Annotated in this window: 18 protein-coding genes; 13 read left to right on the top strand and 5 right to left on the bottom strand. The window is 64.7% G+C overall.

Annotation, left to right across the window (positions count from 1 at the left end; all coding sequences use genetic code 11):
• From YH3_RS26310 to YH3_RS26335, 6 genes are all read left to right on the top strand, one after another.
• On the top strand, positions 1–607 hold a 607-nt coding region (locus tag YH3_RS26310), incomplete at its 5' end, for a 1-acyl-sn-glycerol-3-phosphate acyltransferase (RefSeq protein WP_064444385.1).
• A 52-nt stretch (positions 608–659) separates the two neighbouring features.
• On the top strand, positions 660–1,889 hold the full coding sequence (locus tag YH3_RS26315) for a cysteine desulfurase family protein (protein WP_064444386.1): 1,230 nt from the start codon (positions 660–662) through the stop codon (positions 1,887–1,889).
• Entirely contained in the window at positions 1,889–3,001 is a 1,113-nt protein-coding gene (gene mnmA, locus YH3_RS26320; RefSeq protein ID WP_042447455.1) for a tRNA 2-thiouridine(34) synthase MnmA, read from the top strand. Before YH3_RS26315 ends, mnmA begins: the two co-directional genes overlap by 1 nt.
• Positions 2,998–4,020 (top strand): methionine synthase, encoded by a 1,023-nt coding sequence (locus YH3_RS26325; protein ID WP_047271261.1) that lies wholly within the window; start codon positions 2,998–3,000, stop codon positions 4,018–4,020. Before mnmA ends, YH3_RS26325 begins: the two co-directional genes overlap by 4 nt.
• Before the next feature lie 81 nt (positions 4,021–4,101).
• A complete protein-coding gene (gene ligA / locus YH3_RS26330; protein ID WP_371595642.1) occupies positions 4,102–6,183 on the top strand; it encodes an NAD-dependent DNA ligase LigA in 2,082 nt (693 codons plus the stop codon).
• Positions 6,184–6,230: 47 nt separating this feature from the next.
• Positions 6,231–6,719, top strand: coding sequence for a GNAT family N-acetyltransferase (locus tag YH3_RS26335; protein WP_003944764.1), 489 nt, complete (start codon positions 6,231–6,233; stop codon positions 6,717–6,719).
• A gap of 13 nt (positions 6,720–6,732) precedes the next feature.
• On the opposite strand, the gene YH3_RS26340 is transcribed toward YH3_RS26335, so the two are convergent.
• Positions 6,733–7,383 carry an amino acid-binding protein gene (locus tag YH3_RS26340; RefSeq protein WP_003944719.1) on the bottom strand — a complete coding sequence of 217 codons (651 nt, stop codon included), beginning with the start codon at positions 7,381–7,383 and terminating at the stop codon, positions 6,733–6,735.
• 280 nt (positions 7,384–7,663) lie between these two features.
• Here YH3_RS26340 and gatC point away from each other — a divergent pair, with 280 nt between their 5' ends.
• Positions 7,664–7,963 (top strand): Asp-tRNA(Asn)/Glu-tRNA(Gln) amidotransferase subunit GatC, encoded by a 300-nt coding sequence (gene gatC, locus YH3_RS26345; RefSeq protein WP_003944747.1) that lies wholly within the window; start codon positions 7,664–7,666, stop codon positions 7,961–7,963.
• The gene (locus YH3_RS26350; RefSeq protein WP_064444388.1) at positions 7,960–9,360 is read left to right on the top strand and encodes an Asp-tRNA(Asn)/Glu-tRNA(Gln) amidotransferase GatCAB subunit A; all 1,401 of its coding nucleotides are present in this window, start codon (positions 7,960–7,962) and stop codon (positions 9,358–9,360) included. Before gatC ends, YH3_RS26350 begins: the two co-directional genes overlap by 4 nt.
• Before the next feature lie 57 nt (positions 9,361–9,417).
• Here YH3_RS26350 and YH3_RS26355 read toward each other — a convergent pair whose 3' ends face one another.
• Together YH3_RS26355 and YH3_RS26360 are read right to left on the bottom strand one after the other, a co-directional pair.
• Positions 9,418–10,806 carry an alpha/beta-hydrolase family protein gene (locus YH3_RS26355; protein ID WP_047271263.1) on the bottom strand — a complete coding sequence of 463 codons (1,389 nt, stop codon included), beginning with the start codon at positions 10,804–10,806 and terminating at the stop codon, positions 9,418–9,420.
• A complete protein-coding gene (locus tag YH3_RS26360) occupies positions 10,803–11,477 on the bottom strand; it encodes a hypothetical protein (RefSeq protein WP_030535405.1) in 675 nt (224 codons plus the stop codon). Before YH3_RS26360 ends, YH3_RS26355 begins: the two co-directional genes overlap by 4 nt.
• A 164-nt stretch (positions 11,478–11,641) precedes the next feature.
• On the opposite strand from YH3_RS26360, the gene YH3_RS26365 reads away from it, so the two are divergent.
• The 4 genes from YH3_RS26365 to gatB all read left to right on the top strand — a co-directional run bounded on the left by YH3_RS26365 (position 11,642) and on the right by gatB (position 16,272).
• Positions 11,642–12,916 (top strand): sensor histidine kinase, encoded by a 1,275-nt coding sequence (locus YH3_RS26365; protein ID WP_030535406.1) that lies wholly within the window; start codon positions 11,642–11,644, stop codon positions 12,914–12,916.
• Positions 12,917–12,925: 9 nt separating this feature from the next.
• Positions 12,926–13,588, top strand: a complete 663-nt coding sequence (locus tag YH3_RS26370; protein WP_007729374.1) for a response regulator transcription factor — start codon at positions 12,926–12,928, stop codon at positions 13,586–13,588.
• Between the two features lie 115 nt (positions 13,589–13,703).
• Positions 13,704–14,735, top strand: a complete 1,032-nt coding sequence (locus tag YH3_RS26375) for an ATP-dependent 6-phosphofructokinase (RefSeq protein WP_047271265.1) — start codon at positions 13,704–13,706, stop codon at positions 14,733–14,735.
• A 25-nt stretch (positions 14,736–14,760) separates the two neighbouring features.
• Positions 14,761–16,272, top strand: a complete 1,512-nt coding sequence (gene gatB / locus YH3_RS26380; protein WP_007729370.1) for an Asp-tRNA(Asn)/Glu-tRNA(Gln) amidotransferase subunit GatB — start codon at positions 14,761–14,763, stop codon at positions 16,270–16,272.
• 88 nt (positions 16,273–16,360) lie between these two features.
• On the opposite strand, the gene YH3_RS26385 is transcribed toward gatB, so the two are convergent.
• Positions 16,361–17,407, bottom strand: coding sequence for an NAD(P)-dependent alcohol dehydrogenase (locus YH3_RS26385; RefSeq protein ID WP_042447438.1), 1,047 nt, complete (start codon positions 17,405–17,407; stop codon positions 16,361–16,363).
• Positions 17,408–17,534: 127 nt separating this feature from the next.
• The gene (locus tag YH3_RS26390) at positions 17,535–18,665 is read right to left on the bottom strand and encodes a sorbosone dehydrogenase family protein (protein WP_003944688.1); all 1,131 of its coding nucleotides are present in this window, start codon (positions 18,663–18,665) and stop codon (positions 17,535–17,537) included.
• Between the two features lie 90 nt (positions 18,666–18,755).
• Between YH3_RS26390 and YH3_RS26395 the strand changes: the two genes are divergently transcribed.
• Complete coding sequence (locus tag YH3_RS26395) at positions 18,756–19,583, top strand: DoxX family protein (RefSeq protein ID WP_003944742.1); 828 nt, start codon at positions 18,756–18,758, stop codon at positions 19,581–19,583.
• Position 19,584 lies beyond the last annotated feature (1 nt).

Raw genomic sequence — 19,584 nt, forward strand, 5'->3', positions numbered from 1 at the left:
TCACGTGTCCTGGACCGACGTCCTCGTCGCGAGCGCCGTTGCTCCGGCCAACTTCGTCGCCCGCGCCGACCTGCTCGACTGGGCAGTGCTCGGCGGTCTCGCGCGCCGGATGCGCGTCGTCCCCATCGACCGCGCTCGCCTGCGTGAACTCCCCGGAACCGTCGACGTCGTTCGCGAACGCCTGCAGCGAGGTGTCCGGGTGATGGTGTTCCCCGAGGGAACGACCTGGTGCGGGCGGGCGTACGGCGGTTTTCGTCCGGCGATGTTCCAAGCAGCCGTCGACGCCGAATGCCCGGTTCAGCCGATGGCGATCCGCTACGAGAACGCCGACGGTTCCCTGTGCACCGGACCCTGCTTTGTCGGCACCGAAACGATCGGTCAGTCCATCCGTCGGATCCTGCGTCAGAAGAACGTCGAGGTGAAGGTCAGGCTGGCTCCGCTCGAGGAGGCAGGGGAGTGTCGATTCGATCTCGCGCAGCGATGCGAGAGAGCCGTACGCGGCGTCGACATCATCGATCTGGCAGCTCACGACATCTTCGACCCCGCACCGGAACTCGTGACACAAGCAGTGGGACAAATCGATCCTTCCCCGGCGATGAGCGCTTAGCCTGCTGAGCGAGGCTGGTCGAACTCTCGTGCTGGGCTATCCTTGTCAAGCCATGACTCTGCCTGCACACAGTGCCCACGCCGGATTTCCGGTGTACCTCGATCATGCCGCCACGACTCCGATGTCGGCAGCCGCTATCGAGGCGATGACCGATACCTTCAAAACCGTGGGCAACGCGTCCTCGCTGCACGGCTCCGGCCGTGCGGCCCGGCGCCGCGTCGAGGAATCGCGCGAATCGATCGCCGCCAGCCTGGGTGCGCGGCCGTCGGAGGTCATCTTCACCTCCGGAGGCACCGAGAGCGACAATCTCGCGGTCAAGGGCATCTACTGGGCTCGCCGTGACGCAGACCCGCGACGCACTCGCATCCTGGCCAGCTCCGTCGAGCATCATGCTGTGCTCGACGCCGTCGAGTGGCTCCAGCAGCACGAGGGCGCGCGCGTGACGTGGTTGCCGGTCGACGAGAACGGTGTCGTCGATCCGCAGACCTTGCGTGACGAGCTTTCCGTCCACGCCGACGAGGTAGCACTCGTGACGGTGATGTGGGCCAACAACGAGGTCGGCTCGATCATGCCGATCGTGGAGTTGGCGGAGATTTCGGCTGAGTTCGAGATTCCGATGCACAGCGACGCGGTTCAGGCAGTTGCACAATTGCCGGTCGATTTCGCGGCGAGCAAATTGTCCGCGCTGAGCATCGCGGCGCACAAGTTCGGTGGTCCGCACGGCGTCGGCGCACTGCTGCTCGGACGCCAGGTTCCGTGTGTGCCGCTCCTTCACGGCGGCGGACACGAACGTGATCTGCGTTCGGGCACTCCGGATACTGCGGGCGTTGTCGGGATGGCTGCGGCGCTGCGCGCAAACGTCGAGAACTTCGATTCCAGCACAAGGGAATTGGCGCAGTTGCGTGACCGTTTGATCGACGGAGTCCTGGAGATTCTTCCCGAGTCGGTGCTCAACGGCCCGACCGGTTCCGATCGGCTTCCCGGTAACGCGCACTTCACCTTCCCCGGCTGCGAGGGCGATTCGTTGCTGATGCTGCTCGACGCCGCCGGTATCGAATGTTCCACCGGTTCGGCCTGCACCGCCGGTGTGGCCAGAGCCAGCCATGTCTTGATCGCGATGGGCGTCGAATCGCCCGTCGCGCGTGGCTCACTGAGATTTTCGCTCGGACATACGTCGAGTGTCACCGATGTGGACGCGCTCATCGCTGCGCTTCCACAAGTAGTAGAGCGCGCTCGGGCCGCCGGTCTTGCCGGTGCCGGTTCGCGTGGAGGGGATCGCTGATGCGAGTACTCGCAGCCATGAGCGGAGGTGTCGACTCCGCTGTCGCCGCCGCCCGCGCTGTCGCCGCCGGACACGACGTCGTCGGCGTTCATCTTGCTTTGTCCACGGCGCCGGGCGCATTGCGGACGGGTTCGCGTGGATGCTGCTCGAAGGAAGATGCCGGCGACGCCAGGCGCGCCGCCGACGTTCTCGGAATACCCTTCTACGTCTGGGATTTCGCCGATCGCTTCAAGGAAGACGTGATCGACGACTTCGTGGCGTCGTACGCAGCGGGTGAGACCCCCAATCCGTGCCTGCGCTGCAACGAGAAGATCAAGTTCACCGCACTCGCCGACCGTGCAGTCGCTCTCGGCTTCGACGCCGTGGCGACCGGTCACTACGCGCGCCTCGAAGACGGCGTCCTGCGCCGGGCAGTCGACGCGGACAAGGACCAGTCGTATGTCCTCGGTGTGCTGACGGCTGAGCAGCTTTCGCGAGCGATGTTCCCGATCGGTGACACACCGAAAGAACAGATCCGCGAGGAAGCCGCCGAGCGCGGTCTGGCTGTGGCGAACAAGCCTGACAGTCACGACATCTGCTTCATCCCGACCGGCGACACACGAGCATTCCTGGGTGCGCGCATCGGCGTTCGTCCGGGAAGCGTCGTCGACGCCGATTCGGGTGAAGTCCTCGCTGCACACGACGGCGTACACGGCTTCACGATCGGACAGCGCAAGGGTCTCGGCGTCGAAGGTCCGGCGGGTGACGGCCGTCCGCGGTACGTGACCGCGATCGAGCCCGAAACCGGAACGGTCCGAGTGGGTTCGGCCAAGAATCTCGACGTCTGGGCCATCTCGGCGCAGCGTGCGATCTGGACCTCGGGCCAGGCGCCGGAGGGCCCCGTCGAATGCATGGTGCAGGTTCGTGCGCACGGTGGACTGGCGCAGGCCGTTGCGGAGGCCGTCGACGACGGTACTTCAAGCGGCGGTATCTCGATCTCGTTGCGCGAACCACTGACCGGCGTCGCAAAGGGACAGGCCGTGGTGTTGTATCGCCCCGACCGCGAACTGGGTGACCAGGTCCTCGGCAGTGGCACCATCTCGGGTACCGAATCCGAGCCGAACACACTGTGACGCAGCAGGTTTCCATCGGTGGTCTCGTCACCGGAATCGGATCCTGGCCGGGCACGGATGCCCGCGAAAGTGCCGCAACCATCCTCGGCGAGCTGGGTGGTTTCCCGCATCTGGTGGAGTTGCCGAGCCGCGGACTCGGCGCTGACATGGTCGGCCGGGCGGGGGCAATTCTGGTCGATATCAACCTCGACGCCTCGACCCGTGCCTATCGAGTCGTGCCTCGGAGGGGCAATGTCGCGAAGCGAGCCGAGGACTTTCTGAATCAGGATCTCGACGCGCTCGAGGAAGCCTGGGAGTCAGCGCGCTTGGTCGGCGAAGACCACGTCGTCAAGCTCCAAGTCGCCGGCCCGCTGACACTCGGCGCCGAGATCGAAGTCGCAAACGGTTCGCGAGTTCTCGTCGACCGCGGTGCGCTCCGCGACGTCGCAGAATCACTCGGTGAGGGTCTCGCGCGTCATGCGGCCGAGGTCACTCGCCGCACCGGCGCCGCAGTGGTGATCCAGTTGGACGAGCCGCAGATCGCGGCAGTTCTGGCCGGTTCGCTGCCTGGGCGCACCAAGATGGAGAGCGTTCCGGCACTGCCGGAACCCGAGGCACTCGCCGTACTCGACTCGACGATCAGCGGTTGCGGACAGCCCACAATCGTCCACAGCTGCGGCACAGACATGCCGTGGGATCTACTGAGGCGAAGCCAGGCGTTCGGCGTGAGCTTCGACATGTCGCTCATCGGCTCACGCGATCTCGACGGTATCGGCCAGTTGTTCGACGCCGGCAAGGAATTGGCGCTCGGTCTGGTTCCGTCCGTGGAGCCGGAAAAGCCGGTGACGTGGAAAGAGTGTGCGATGCCCGCCGTCACCCTGGTAGATCGTCTCGGCTTCTCGCGTGAACTCCTGCAGACCCAGGTCGCGGTCACTCCGCGTTGCGGTCTTGCGGGTGCGAACCTCGACTGGGCTCGTGCCGCCCTTCGGCTGTGTACAGACGTCGGCAAGGCATTGGTGGACGATCCGTCGGCGTTCTAGTGTGTGCGTTCCGATGTGGAGTCGTGTGGTGTGTCGGTGTGAACCGATAATCTTCTAGCTGTGACTGAAACCGCGGATGCAATGCAGCCAGCGCCCAACGAGGCGCGCGAGCAGTGGACGGAGCTGGCCGAAGAGGTACGCCAGCATCAGTTCCGCTACTACGTTCGTGATGCGCCCGTCATTTCGGACGGTGCATTCGACACATTGCTCGGGCAGCTCAATGCTCTCGAAGAGCAGTACCCGGATCTGCGAACTCCCGACTCTCCGACGCAACTCGTCGGTGGCGGATTCGCGACTGACTTCACGTCCGTCGACCACCTCGAGCGGATGCTCAGCCTCGACAACGTCTTCGACGAGTCGGAGCTCCGAGCATGGATCGCCAAGGTAGAGCAGGAAACCGGGCCGGAACTGCACTATCTCTGTGAAGTGAAAATCGATGGTGTCGCCCTCAATCTCGTCTACGAGAACGGCAAACTCGTTCGTGCCGCAACCCGCGGTGACGGTCGTACGGGCGAGCTGGTCACGCTCAACGCTCTGACGATCAACGACATCCCGGAGCGCCTTACCGCCACGGACGAGTACCCGATTCCGAGCCTGCTCGAGGTGCGTGGCGAGGTGTTCTTCCGCCTCGAGGACTTCGCAGCACTCAATGCCTCCCTGGTGGAGGAGGGGAAGGCGCCGTTCGCCAATCCGCGCAACTCCGCGGCGGGCTCCCTGCGTCAGAAGAATCCTGCCGTCACCGCGCGTCGCCGCCTCGGAATGATCTGCCACGGGTTCGGGCGCATGGAAGGTTTCGAGCCGGCCTCGCAGTACGACGCCTACGTGGCCCTCGCCGCCTGGGGTCTGCCGGTGTCCACGCACACCTCACGGGTGGTCGGCGCCGACGCCGTGGTCGAGAAGATGAAGTACTGGGGAGAACACCGCCACGACGTCGAGCACGAGATCGACGGGTTGGTGGTCAAGGTCGACGAGATGTCGTTACATCGACGTCTGGGCACCACGTCGCGCGCACCACGGTGGGCGATCGCGTACAAGTACCCGCCGGAAGAGGTCACGACCAAGCTCCTCGACATCCGGGTCAGTGTCGGACGTACGGGTCGTGTGACGCCGTTCGCGTACATGGAACCCGTCACGGTGGCGGGTTCCACTGTGTCCTTGGCCACGCTGCACAACGGCTCGGAGGTCAAGCGCAAGGGTGTGCTGATCGGCGACACCGTGGTGTTGCGCAAGGCCGGAGACGTCATCCCCGAGGTTCTCGGTCCCGTGGCAGACGTTCGTGACGGTACCGAGCGCGAGTTCGTCATGCCGACACATTGTCCCGAGTGCGGCACGTTGTTGGCACCCGCGAAAGAGGGCGACGTCGACGTGCGATGCCCCAATCAGCAGTACTGCCCGGCGCAGTTGCGCGAGCGCGTGTTCCACGTCTCGGGGCGCGGTGCATTCGACATCGAGGTGCTCGGTTACGAGGCCGCGACCGGGCTGTTGGAGGCGAAGGTCATCGGCGACGAGGGCGATCTCTTCTCACTCGACGCCGAGAAACTGATCGAAGTTCCGATCTTCCGCACCAATGCGGGATCCCTGTCCGCCAACGGAAAACGCTTGCTGGCCAACCTGGATTCGGCCAAGGACAAGCCGCTGTGGAGAGTGCTTGTGGCACTGTCGATTCGGCACGTCGGCCCCACTGCCGCGAGGGCGTTGGCCGGCGAATTCGGCTCGCTGCAACGCATTCGGGAAGCCTCGGTCGACGAGTTGGCTGCAGTGGACGGCGTCGGATCGACTATCGCCGCCGCCGTCGTGGAGTGGTTCTCCGTCGACTGGCATCAGCAGATCGTCGACAAGTGGGCGTCGGCCGGAGTACGCATGGAGGATGAACGCGACGATTCGATTCTGCGCAATCTCGAGGGCCTCTCGATCGTCGTCACCGGTTCGCTCGAGACCTACTCGCGTGATCAGGCGAAGGAAGCGATTCTGGTGCGCGGCGGTAAGGCGGCAGGGTCGGTCTCGAAGAAGACTGCGTTTGTCGTCGTCGGTGAAGCGCCCGGTTCCAAGCACGACAAGGCGGTCGAATTGGGTGTGCCGGTGCTCGACGAAGACGGCTTCCGGCGGTTGCTCGAAGATGGCCCGGATGCGGTCGCTCCCACCGATTTGGACGAACCAGAGTGACTTTGTCCGATTTCTGAGATTGGTGTGCTGGGTGCGATAGTGACGCCATGATCGAGATTCGTGAAGTTCTACCGGCTGAGTTCGAGACCGTCGGGGAGCTGACAGTGCAGTCGTACGTGGGTGGCGGATTTGTCGCCGGCGGATCGCCGTACGCGGAGCGCCTGCGAGACACCGCAACTCGGGTGGAGCAGGGCCGGGTGCTGGTTGCGGTTCTCGGTGACGAAGTCGTGGGCTCGTTGACGATCGCAGAACCCGGCACGCCCTTCGCGGATGTTGCGCAGAAGGGCGAACTCGAGTTCCGCATGCTCGCAGTCTCGCCGCAAGCTCGGGGATCGGGCGCCGGAACCGCATTGGTTCGCGCAGTGATCGCCGAAGCCTACGACCGCGGCGATCACTCGGTGGTCATCTCGACGCAGCCCGAGATGGTCGATGCCCGTCGTATCTACGACCGCAACGGTTTCGTCCCCGATCCCGAGCGGGCGTGGGAGCCGATTCGCGGTATGGAACTGACCGTCATGGTGCGCGGCCTGGCCTGATCAGCCAGCCTGGTCAACCCAGTACCGTCGCCACGATTCCTGCGAGGTAGCCGAGGCGGGCTATCTCCGAAGGGCGGAATTCGGGCCCACCGGGACGACCGAGCATGAGGACTCGATTGCCGGAGCCGAGAGGTGCGGCAGCGAGGCTGGTGTTCATGTCGCGCCATACGTCCGGAACCCAGTCGGCCTCGCCGTCGAGGGCGGTGGGCTTGTCCAGTGGCATCCACGGAATGTCGGTGGCGTGGGTTTCCGGCGCGCCGGCGCTACCGACGACGCGGTACGCACCGTGCTTGCCGATGTCCGCGACGACGCACCAGCCGACTCGCAGTACACGCGGCGCGCCGTCGACGAGGACCTGTAGTCGATCGTTTCGGGCCGTCGCAACGGAATCTATGAGTTCGAGCTCACGGTGAGTGTCGAGAATCCCGGCGTAGGGGCGGATCGAATCGACCAGCACGTCCGGTAGATGCTCGGCAGCGGTGATCAAGGTGTCGGGCAGCGCGCCCGGTTCGACGTCGACCACGAGGTCGTCGATGGCAAAACCGTCACCTCGTTCCACGACGTCGAGGGAGAGGATGTCTGCGCCCACGGATCCGAGAGCTACGGCGAGCGCGCCGAGGCTGCCTGGTCGATCGGGCAGTTGGACGCGAAGCAGGTACGACACGTGCGTGCCTTTCGCTGATCGGTTCTCGCCCGGATCACGTCGACCCGGGCCTGACTCATCTTTGCACTTGCCCAACCTGCGATGGTGGGCGCCGCCGCGGCGTCACGCCAGATGCACATGCTTGTCACACGAGCGAAACACACTGCGGGCTTTCGGCGTGGCGATCGACACAGTGAGCGTGCTCGTCGTTCGATACAGCGGGCGTGCTTACAGGTCTGTCGCGGCGAGCAACTAGGCTGGACCGGCAATGTTCACGTCCTCTTCCGAAAGGGGCCCCGCGGTGCCTGCCATCTCCCGTGACGAGGTCGCGCACCTCGCGCGGCTGTCCAGACTCGCCCTGTCCGATGCCGAACTCGACGAGTTCGCCGGTCAGTTGGATTCGATTCTCAACCACGTCAAGGTGGTCACCGAGGTTGCGGCCGACGACGTCCCGCCCATGGCGAATCCCAATGCCGTCACCAACGTGACGCGCCCCGACGTGATCGTGCCCGGGTTGACCCCCGAGCAGGCATTGTCCGGAGCACCCGCAGTCGAACAGGATCGCTTTGCGGTTCCGCAGATCCTTGGAGAGGGCGAATGACCGATCTGACCACGCTGGACGCCGCTGAGCTGGCCGGCAAGATCCACTCGCGTGAGGTGTCCTCCGTAGAGGTCACGCAGGCGCATCTCGACCGCATCGCGGCCGTCGACACCGAGTACCACGCCTTCCTGCACGTTGCAGGCGAACAGGCTCTCGAAGCCGCCGCAGCAGTGGACAACTCGCTCGCAGGCGGAAACGAACCTGCTTCGGCACTCGCCGGCGTTCCGATTGCGTTGAAGGACATCTTCACCACGACGGACATGCCGACCACCTGTGCGTCGAAGATTCTCGAAGGCTGGGTCGCGCCGTACGACGCGACTCTGACCTCCAAGCTGCGCGCTGCCGGCATCCCGATCCTCGGCAAGACGAACCTCGACGAGTTCGCGATGGGCTCTTCGACCGAGAACTCGGCCTTCGGCCCGACGCGTAACCCGTGGGACGTCACCCGCATCCCCGGTGGTTCGGGCGGCGGCAGTGCGGCTGCGCTCGCGTCCCGTCAGGCCCCGCTGGCCATCGGCACTGACACCGGCGGTTCGATCCGTCAGCCCGCTGCGGTTCAGGGCGGCCCCTGTGGTCGCACCGTGCTCGACACCGCTCTGCTGCACGAGGTCATCGCCGGACACGATCCGCGTGACTCCACGTCCATCGACGCCCCCGTGCGTCCGGTGGTCGCTGCGGCACGTGAAGGTGCAGCCGGCGACCTGCGCGGCGTCAAAGTCGGTGTGGTCAAGGAACTTCACTCCGACAGCTACCAGCCCGGCGTCATCGCTTCCTTCGACGCTGCTGTCGAGCAACTCAAGGCTTTGGGCGCCGAAGTTGTCGAGGTTTCGTGCCCGAGCTTCGAGCATGCGCTCGCGTCGTACTACCTGGTGCTGCCCAGTGAGGTCTCGTCCAACCTGGCTCGCTTCGACGCCATGCGCTACGGACTGCGTGTCGACGACGGCAACATGAGTGCCGACCAGGTCATGGCGGCAACCCGCGCCGCCGGTTTCGGTCCGGAGGTCAAGCGCCGCATCATGATCGGTACCTACGCACTGTCCTCGGGATACTACGACGCCTACTACGGTTCGGCGCTCAAGGTTCGTACGCTCATCGCGCGCGATTTCGACAGGGCCTACGAGAAGGTGGACGTACTGGTCTCGCCGACCAGTCCGTTCACGCCGTGGAAGTTGGGGGAGAAGGTCGGCGATCCGTTGGCCATGTACCTCTCCGACCTGTGCACGCTGCCGACCAACCTGGCCGGACACTGCGCGATGTCGGTGCCCTCGGGCCTGTCCGCGGACGACAACCTGCCGGTGGGCTTGCAGATCATGGCGCCCGCCATGGCTGACGAGCGCCTCTACCGTGTCGGTGCGGGCTACGAAGCTGCACGCGGCCCGATAGCGACTGCAGTCTGACCTGTTTGCTGTGCGCCTTTATCAACCCCCCGCGGTTAATAAAGGCGCACAGCAGTTTCAGGAGCAAGTTCTCAGGGCCGTCCCCTGATCGGTTCCGTAGCGATGGCCGTGACCGGCGGGGACACCGAGCGAACCGAGCATGTCGACGGTGGTCTGCAAGAACGTGACACCCGGGATCCACTGCGGGATCGGTGCATCTTGCACGGCACGGCTCAGATCCGGCTTCTGCGTCGCGAGGGCGGGGGACCACCACACCACCGGGTCAGACGTGTTCGCTAGGACGGTTGCGCCGTCCGTCCGTGTCGCGCCGGCCGGGGGACCTGCCCACAACACGTCGCACGGGACGATGGGACTGCCCTCGGACAGTGCGGCGCTGCCGCCGACGGCGCCGAGGCTCTGTCCGTAGAGGAACAGGTCCGGTCGATCCTCGGCGGGCATAGCGGCAATGTGGCTGCCGACGGCGGTGAACAGAGCGGTTGCCGATTCTTCGGCGTCGTCGCGGCTGAACAGGAATGTCGCCCAACTGGGTGCGTCGGAGTATTGCTGCCCGACTATTGCGACGTCGCCGCCGAACCGTTGCTCGATACCGTCGACTGCATGCGTGTCGATCCACCCCGATCCGGTCGGAACGGCCACTACGACGCTGTTGCGGGTAAAGCCGCCGACGCGATCGAGTTCGCTCACCGCGAGCGCGGCACGTGATGCAGTGTCGGGTGCCGAATCCAAACCGGCGTAGACGCGCACCGAGTCTTCGCCTGCTGCGACGAACTTGCGTCCCTCGGCACCCATCGAGGTCCACGAGATGAGCGATTCGGAGCTGCCTGTCGCGGAGGCCGAAAGTGGCTGTGTCAGAGCGGTGTCGATGTACGCGTTGGACTTGTCGAACGAATCGGAAAGACCGTTCCACACGGCGGGACCGACTACCAACTGCACTCCGAGAACACCCATGACCAGTGCGCCAACACTCCGCGCGAAACCCATCCACCGCAGCGCCTTCGAAAGTCCGACCCCGAGGCCCCAGAGTGAAAGGGCGGTCAGTGCTGCAATGCAACCCGCCTCCGCCCAGTGGAGAAGTCCGGCAGACGGTGCGCCCATCGCCGCTCGCAACGAGTTCTGCCAACCGGCGGCGGCGAACATCGCAACTGCGGTGCCGGCAGTCGACAACCCGAACGCGGTGATGCGCCAATGACGTTCGTCGAATCGGGCCTTGACCCGGTCGGGGACGAGCCGACGGGCTACCGCGGAGAACGCCCACATCGCCAGTAGTCCGGCCGCGACGAGCAGACCGCTGAACACCCCTTGTAGTACGGCTGATCGCGGCAGGAGTCCGGGAGCCAGCGAGATGGCGGACATCGCTGCCACGGCGACGCTCGTGGACACGCGGGGGAGTGCGAGCGCCCCGACTCGGGCGAGGACGGGGGTCCGTGACGCATTCAGAACGCTCATGCTGCAATCGCTTTCGGGGAGTAGGAGAACTCGTTCGACGGGTCGAGGCGCCGCGATCGCATCAGGGTGAAGCCGAAGGCGGAGACTGCCAGAACACCGGCCGTGCCGTAACCGAATCCCGATTCCGCGACCGGCGTCAGATAGCTTTGGCGCCAGGAGTTTCCGTTCACAGCCGTGACGGCTACATCGGCCATCGCGAAGCAATACCCTCGTGAGAGAAAGGACGTGCGGTCTTCACACGCGGCATGCATTCGCTGGTCGAGCTGACCGTCGAGGACCTGACGTGCCCACGGCCCCAGTTCCGTTCCGTGCGAATGCGCGTAGCGGAGTAGGTCGTAGCCGAGATCGTGCGCTTTGCAGGCCGAGTCGAATTCGTCGGGAAGTGGGACCGGCGACGAGCAGTCGCCGTGGGGATTGGCGAGGTATCCGTCGACGACGGCGGGGGTGTAACCGGCGAATGCCGCAAAGTCCGCCGGGATGGTGGTCGCAGCGTCAGCGGCATCCGCAGTAGTCACGGTGGCGATCGCCCTGGATGCGTTCGAATTCTCGGTGCGGGGCGACTGGGCTCCGCTCGCTCCGGCAGTGACAGTGATCGCTGCCGTTGCAGCCAGCGCCAGGGCAGCCCAGGTGCCGGCGCTTCGAGAGAGGTCTTTCACCCGTGTGATCCGCATGCCGTTCACGCTATGAACGGACAATCCTGACGGTCATCGCTCTGTGGAGGGGTTCTCCGACGCGCATTCGGGTGAGAATTCCCTCCCCTGTGATACCTCGGAGGTAGGGGGATCTCACTCTGCAGTATGAGGACTTTCGGGGTTCGCCTTCATAGGCTTGACGAGTGATCAAGGTCCGTAGGAAGAACAAGGGTGCACCGGATGTGCCCGCGCCGACATACGCCACCGCCGGGTCGATGCTGTCCGGCCTCGACGGGGCGGTCGTTCATTCGGAGAAAGTGCGTCGGGCAACCAGTTTCGTGGCCCGCGGTCAGTTCTGGAACATCGTCATCGTAGCGATCACTCTGATCCTCTATTCGATTGCCTGGCCGACACTGCAACTGACGCATCATGTTTCGCCGCCGATCATGCCCTTCGTCGCCGCGTTGGCTGCATTTCCGTTCGTCCTGATCCGGATCAACGCTCCGTTGGGGTGGGCGGTGTCGGCGGTCTCGGCGTTGATCATCCCGTTGGTGTTCGACAACACTCCCGGTTACGACTACCCGTGGCAGGTCGTCCACATCATCGTGCTGATGTCGTTGCTGGCCGCAGTGAGTCTGCGGGCGCCCATTCAGGTTGTCGGTGTCGCCTGGATCGCCACAGTGCTGCTCTTTCTCGGCAACGCCCCGGGAAGCGACGGCGCCGGTTGGGCTGTCGGGCTGAGTGCCCTGGTCGTCTTCTGCCTGTTGATCCGCTGGTTGGTTCTCTCGCGCCGCCAGTTGGCCAAGCAGGAGGAAGTCAGTGAACTCGAACGCACTCGACGCACGATCCTCGAGGAGAAGGCGCGGATCGCCCGCGACTTGCACGACATCGTGGCCCACCACATGTCGATGGTGGTCGTGCAAGCTCAGAGTGCGCCGTACAGACTCGATGCAGTCACTCCGGAGATCCGAACCGAATTCGAATCGATAAGTGAGACAGGGCGAGCAGCGCTCAACGAGATCCGTGGCCTCCTCGGAGTCCTGCGCAGCGACGGGGACACCGTGGTGACGGCTCCACAACCGGGCGTCGACCAGTTGGACGACCTGTTGCTCGGCAGTACCCGTGCCGGTTTGCCGGTATCGTGGCGAGTCGACGGCGATCGAGCGTCGGTCTCGGAATCCACGGGCCTTGCGCTCTACCGGATCATTCAGGAGTCGATCACCAACGCGGCCAGGCATTCGCCAGGCGGACCCATCGAGGTCGCCGTGGCCTTCGGTCCGCAATCGGTGAGCGCGCTCGTGAACAACGGACCTTCGCCATTGGGTGGCAATCAGCACTCGGCGTCGGAAACCACTGGTGGCAACGGAATCCGCGGAATGCGAGAGCGGGCTTCGGCGGTGGGCGGCATGCTGCTGGCAAACCGGCGACAGGACGGAGGGTTCGAGGTCCGGGCCGAGTTGCCGTCGATGCCCGCCTAGGCTGTCCGAGTGCCCATCACAGTATTCATCGCAGACGACCAGGCGATGGTTCGACAAGGGTTCGGAGCCCTACTCTCCGCCCAGCCCGACATCAGCGTGATCGGCGATGCGCCGGACGGCAAGATCGCCGTCGCCGAGGTCGCGCGATTGCGTCCGGATGTGGTCTTGATGGATGTTCGCATGCCCGAGATGAACGGACTCGACGCTGCCCGCCAGATTCTGTCCGCCGGATGGGAACCGCCGGTGCGAGTCCTCATGCTCACCACTTTCGACATCGACGACTACGTCTACGAGGCCCTGAGCGTCGGAGCGAGCGGGTTCATGCTCAAGGACGCACCGGCTGAGGAACTGATTCGGGCGGTACGCGTCGTTGCCGAAGGGCAGGCCTTGCTGGCGCCGACGGTGACTCGGCGTCTGATTGCCGATGTGACCAGCCGGCGGGCGGCCCCGCGCGCACGGCCCGCAGCGCTGGACGCCCTGACCCCGCGTGAGCGCGAGGTCCTCGAACTGATCGCCCGCGGATTGTCCAACGTCGAGATCGCCGAGCGGCTGTTCGTCGCCGAGCAGACCGTCAAGACCCATGTCGGGAAGGTGCTGTCGAAGCTCGATCTGCGCGATCGCGCCCAGGCAGTCGTGTTGGCGTACGAAAGCGGGCTCGTCACGCCAGGTTAGTGATCCCGTACGGCGCGGCGTTGCGGCTCGGCAACGCCGCTATCCTGCGGCAATACGGTGACTGGGGGAAGATGGACACCAAGATCCACAATCCGGTCACGAGAGGTGCTGCACTATGCGAATCGGAATCCTCACGGGCGGCGGCGACTGCCCGGGCTTGAACGCGGTCATCCGCGCCGTCGTACGTACGTCGGCCGGTCGTTACAGCAGTACCGTGGTCGGATTCCGGGACGGCTGGCGAGGATTGCTCGAGGACCGCAAGGTCCCGCTCGACTCCGATGACCGCATCAACCGCATCCTCACCCGCGGTGGCACGATCCTCGGCACCGCTCGCGTGAACCCCGACAAACTCCGTGCGGGCCTCGATCAGATCAAGCAGACTCTCGACGACAACGGGATCGACGTCCTGATCCCGATCGGCGGCGAAGGCACTCTCACCGCGGCCAGTTGGCTTTCCGAGAGCGGCGTACCCGTGATCGGTGTGCCCAAGACGATCGACAACGACATCGACTGCACTGACGTGACTTTCGGTTTCGACACCGCCTTGGCTGTCGCCACCGACGCCATCGACAGGCTCCACACCACGGCCGAATCGCACCAGCGCGTCATGCTCGTCGAGGTCATGGGCCGGCATGCGGGCTGGATCGCGCTGCAGGCCGGACTGGCGTCGGGGGCACACCTGACTCTGGTTCCGGAACAGCCGTTCGACGTCGACGAGGTGTGCGCGATGGTCAAGAAGCGCTTCCAGCGTGGCGACTCCCACTTCATCTGCGTCGTGGCTGAAGGTGCGATGCCCGATCCCGCGTCGATGACCCTGCGCGAAGGTGGCATAGACGAGTTCGGCCACAAGATCTTCACCGGTGTCGCGCAGCAGCTCGGAAACGAGATCGAGCGCCGGATCGGCAAGGAAGTTCGCACCACCGTCCTCGGGCACATTCAGCGCGGTGGCACCCCGACGCCGCACGACCGCATCCTCGCCACTCGCTTCGGCGTTCATGCCACCGACGCAGCTCACCGCGGAGATTTCGGTCAGATGGTCGCGTTGCACGGAACGTCCATCGACCTCGTTCCGCTCGCCGAGGCGACCCGCAAACTCAAGACGGTGCCCAAGGAGCGCTACGAGGAGGCAGCCGCATTCTTCGGCTGAGCCGCAGACGCATAAACTGATCACCATGACTGCTGTCGATGCGCCCGACATCCTCGATTACGACGAAGTACTGACCAAGTACGAGCCTGTGATGGGTATGGAGGTGCACGTAGAACTCGGCACCGCGACCAAGATGTTCTGCCCGTGCCCCACCGAGTTCGGTGCCGAACCCAATACCCAGGTGTGCCCGGTCTGTCTGGGCATGCCCGGTTCGTTGCCGGTGGTGAACGCAGCCGCTGTCGAGTCCGCGATCCGGATCGGCCTTGCGCTCAACTGCTCCATCACGCCGTGGGGCCGATTCGCACGCAAGAACTACTTCTACCCGGATCAGCCGAAGAACTACCAGATCTCCCAGTACGACGAGCCGATCGCAACCGAGGGTTACCTCGACGTGATCCTCGACGACGGCACGACGTGGCGCGTCGAGATCGAGCGCGCCCACATGGAGGAGGACACCGGTAAGTCCCTCCACGTGGGTGGCGCTACCGGTCGTATCCACGGTGCCAGCCATTCGCTGCTCGACTACAACCGTGCGGGCGTTCCCTTGGTGGAGATCGTCACCAAGACCATCCACGGTGCCGGTGAGCGCGCCCCCGAGGTTGCTCGCGCGTACGTCACGGCGCTTCGTGATCTGCTGAAGTCCCTCGACGTCTCCGACGTCCGCATGGATCAGGGATCGATGCGCTGCGACGCCAACATCTCCCTCATGCCGATCGGTTCCACCGAACTGGGGACCCGCACCGAGACCAAGAACGTCAACTCCCTCAAGAGCGTCGAGGTCGCAGTTCGCTACGAAATGCGCCGTCAGGCAGCAGTTCTCGACGCCGGCGGTGAGGTCATCCAGGAGACCCGCCATTTCCAGGAAGGCGACGGCACCACCGCAGCGGGACGCCGGAAGGAAACGGCCGAGGACTACCGCTACTTCCCGGAACCGGATCTCGAGCCCGTCGCTCCGAGCGCCGAGTGGGTCGAAGAACTGCGCGGTACCTTGCCGGAGCTTCCCTGGATTCGCCGTGCGCGGATCCAGAAGGACTGGGGAATTTCCGACGAGGTCATGCGCGACCTCGTCAACGCCGGTGCCATCGATCTGGTGATCGCGACCACCGAGGCCGGTGCTTCGCCCGAGGCAGCGCGCTCCTGGTGGCTGTCCTACCTGTCACAGCAGGCGAACACCCGTGGCGTCGAACTCGGCGCTCTGCCGATCACCCCGGCGCAGGTTGCCCAGGTCGTAGCTCTCATCGACAGCGGCAAGCTCAACAACAAAGTGGCTCGCCAGGTCGTCGATCACGTCCTCGACGGCGAGGGTGACCCGGAGCAGGTTGTCGCGGCCCACCCGGAGTTGGTCGTCGAACGTGACGAAACCAAGCTCAAGGCAGCCGTCGACGAAGCGCTCGCAGCGAACCCCGACATCGCGGACAAGATTCGCAGTGGCAAGGTGCAGGCCGCCGGAAAGATCGTCGGCGACGTCATGAAGGCCACTCGTGGACAGGCAGACGCGGCTCGTGTGAAGGAACTTGTCATCGAGGCGTGCAGCTAGCGCACACTGAATTTCTGACACTGATGCCCGGCCGAATCGAATTCGGCCGGGCATCAGTGTTTTTCGCTGTCGTTTTGCCGCTGTCGGTCTACAGACCAGGGACCACAACCGCGCGGCCGCTGAGCGTTCCGGCGGCCAGTCGTCGATACGCTTCGGCGCCGTTGTCGAGACTGAAGGTCTCCACCGCGATGTCGAAGATGCCGGCGTGCGCCAGGTCGATCAATTCGATCAGCTCGTTGCGGGCACCCCAGTACGGAACTGTCACAGAAGCCTCGTAAGGACTTTGGAAGAACCCGACTTTGGCATGGGCCTGCCCGTCGCCGATCCCGACGATCGTGACGTCCGATCCGACGCCGGCGACAGCCATCGCGGTGTCGATGGTGGGCTGATAGCCGACGAAGTCGAGAACCAGTGCGGCGCCCTGACTTCCGGTGATCCTGCGGACGTTCTCGGCCGCGTCCTTGTCGGACAGAACCACTTCGTGAGCGCCTACCTTGGTTGCCAGTTCGAGCTTGTCCGCGCTCACGTCGAGTGCGATGACGGTTGCTGCCGAGAGGTGGCGGAGGAGTTGGATGGCGACATGGCCGAGACCGCCGGTACCGATGACGACGGCGTACGAGCCACCGCGAAGTTTCGGCAGTGAACGCTTGATCGCGTGATACGGAGTCAGACCGGCGTCGGTCAGCGGCACCGTCTTGACCGGATCGAGGTCGCCGATCGGGACGAGGTGGCGAGGTGAATCGACGATCATGAATTCGGCCAACGCGCCGGGTGCACCGAGACCAGGAGGATTGATGCCGAGTTCTTTTGCTCGAGAACAGTAGTTTTCGAGTCCTTGCGAGCAGTGCCAACAGCTGCCACAGCCCCAGGGTCCGTAGACGACGACATTGGTTCCGATGTCGAGCCCTTCGACGCCCTCGCCGACGGCGGCGACCCGGCCGGCGCCCTCGTGGCCGAGCGTGAGAGGAAGGCCGTAGGTGTACTGCTCCTCGGGCAGGCTCATGATGAAGTCGTCCGAGTGGCAGACGCCGGCAGCGGTGACTTCCAGGAGCACTTCACCTGGACCGGGCTCGGGTTTGGGAATCTCCGTGAGTTCGGGTTCTGCGCCGATTCTCGTGTACTGGATTGCCTTCATACCGACTCCTTTGTCGTGGTTGGGCCAACCGGTCCTGGCAAATGCGTGGTGTTTAGCCCCGCTAACAAAAGAGTACGCATCTGTGCATGTTCGGTCACGGGATCCGTGACCGAACAGACATGGCGGCTCAGTCGATCCCGCCGCTGCCACTCGGCATCGGGATCTTGACCACCTTGTCGTCGTTCGGACCCGGCTCGCCCGCGGTTTTGTTTATCGTGCTCGCCCACATCAAACCGTCGGATCCGAGTGCCAAACCGCCCAGCTGGCCGTACGTGTCTTTCGCCACTGCCGACGGCGCGGTCGTGACGGCACCTGTTCCTGGATCTGCGGCCAGCGCCGAGATCGCTTTGCCGGCCCCCAGCGCGACAGCTACCACTCCCTGCGCCGCGATGCACCCGCCGACTCCGGGTCGGTCGGGCCACGTCCACGCGGGGGATGTCACCGTGCCGTCGGCGCCGACGCGTTGGAGGCGATCCTCGAGAGTGGTTCGGTCCGTGACCCACGTCGCGATTCCCGGATCGACGCACACGCCGCCGCCGTTTCCGATTCCGGACAGAACAACTTCCGGGCGAGGCGGCGCAGCGTTGGGTGTCAGCGATCGGACCCGCAAGAGTTTCCCCGCCAACGAGGCGGGATCCTGAGCAACCGCGGGGTTTCCGGTATCGCCTGTCAGAACCATGAGCTGGTCCGGGGCCGCGAACTCCAGTGACCCGCCGTTGCCGCTCGCGCCGCGCGGGATTCCACCGAGTACTTCCTTGGCGGTGTCACCCGGAGCGATGCGGACCACCCGGTTGTCCGTTCCGGTGGTGACGTAGGCATAGATCAGGTTGTCTTCGACAAACGTGGGGGAGAGTGCGATGTCGAGCAGGCCGCCGTCACCGCTGCCGTCGACGTCGATCTTGGCTACCTCGACCGGTGTCGTGTTGGGAGCTACCTGCATGATCCGGCCGGTCCGCCGTTCGGCAACCAGTCCGGAGTTCCCGTCCGGGAGTGTGACGAGCCCACCCGTGGTGTCGAGACAGGTTGCGATCACGGCGGTGTCGGCATCCTGACACGGTCCGAGGGGGCCGGTCCGCGGCGCCGGCGGCGTGGTCGACGGCGGCGGGTTCTCCGGCTGCACTTCCGCGCTGGCCTGGTTGGTCGGTTCGGGTGTGAACGGCGAGGCAGTCGATTCGTCGAAGTCGGCGCAACCTGCGAGCAACGATGTCCCGAGCACCAGCGCCAGTGCGCCCAGCGCTGCATGCCTACCCGTAGTCATGCCCAAGACGTTACGTAATGCACGGCAGATGCCGCCACGCCGGACCAAGGTTCCCCGTCGAGTTCGTGAATCGGTCATAGGCTCACCTACGTGACTGACGAGCGAAAAGATCCCAGCGAGTTGTCGGATGCGGACAAGCCGACGGGCAATGTGTCCAGTCCGTATGATTCGCCCACCGAACAATTTCCGACGGTGAGCGCCAAGAATCCGTTGCCGCGGACCGACGACGATCTCGATTTCGGTTCCACGAACGCCAACTCCCTGACCGAACAGATACCGACATACCGAGCACCTGGCGCGGATCAGCCGACCGTGGCTCTCGAGCGTGAGACGGCGTACGACGCTCCGATCGCCGCCGTCCCCACCGCCGAAGCCGTGGCAGGTACAACTGAGTCTCCGCGGGGCCGAGGCACTCTCGACCTCGGGTTGCTTGCACTGCGATTGGCCGTCGGTGGAACTGCGTTGGTGCACGGTCTGCAGAAGTTGACCGGTATCTGGAACGGGCCGGGGCTGAACGGGTTCGAGTCGATGCTGGCGGACGCCGGGTTCCAGCAGGCGAAGTGGATGGCGATACTCGGCGCCGTCGGTGAAGTCGCAGGTGGCGCACTCCTGATCCTCGGGTTGCTGACTCCCGTTGCGGCAGCGTCGGTTCTGGCGGTGATGATCAATGCGTGGGCGCTGCGTCAGGCGAGCGCACCCGGCCTGGAGTACTTCGCCCCGGCCGGGACCGAGTACGAGATGCTGCTCGGAATCTGTGCGGGCGTCATCATTTTGACGGGACCAGGTCGTATTGCGCTCGACGGTCGTCGTGGCTGGGCAACTCGTCCGTTTATCGGATCGCTCGTGGTTTTGATCCTCGGTATCGCTGCCGGCGTCTGCACCTGGATCTTCCTGAACGGTGCCAATCCGCTCATCTGAT

The sequence above is a fragment of the Rhodococcus sp. YH3-3 genome (assembly GCF_001653035.1).
Classification (GTDB): Bacteria; Actinomycetota; Actinomycetes; order Mycobacteriales; family Mycobacteriaceae; genus Rhodococcus_F; species Rhodococcus_F qingshengii.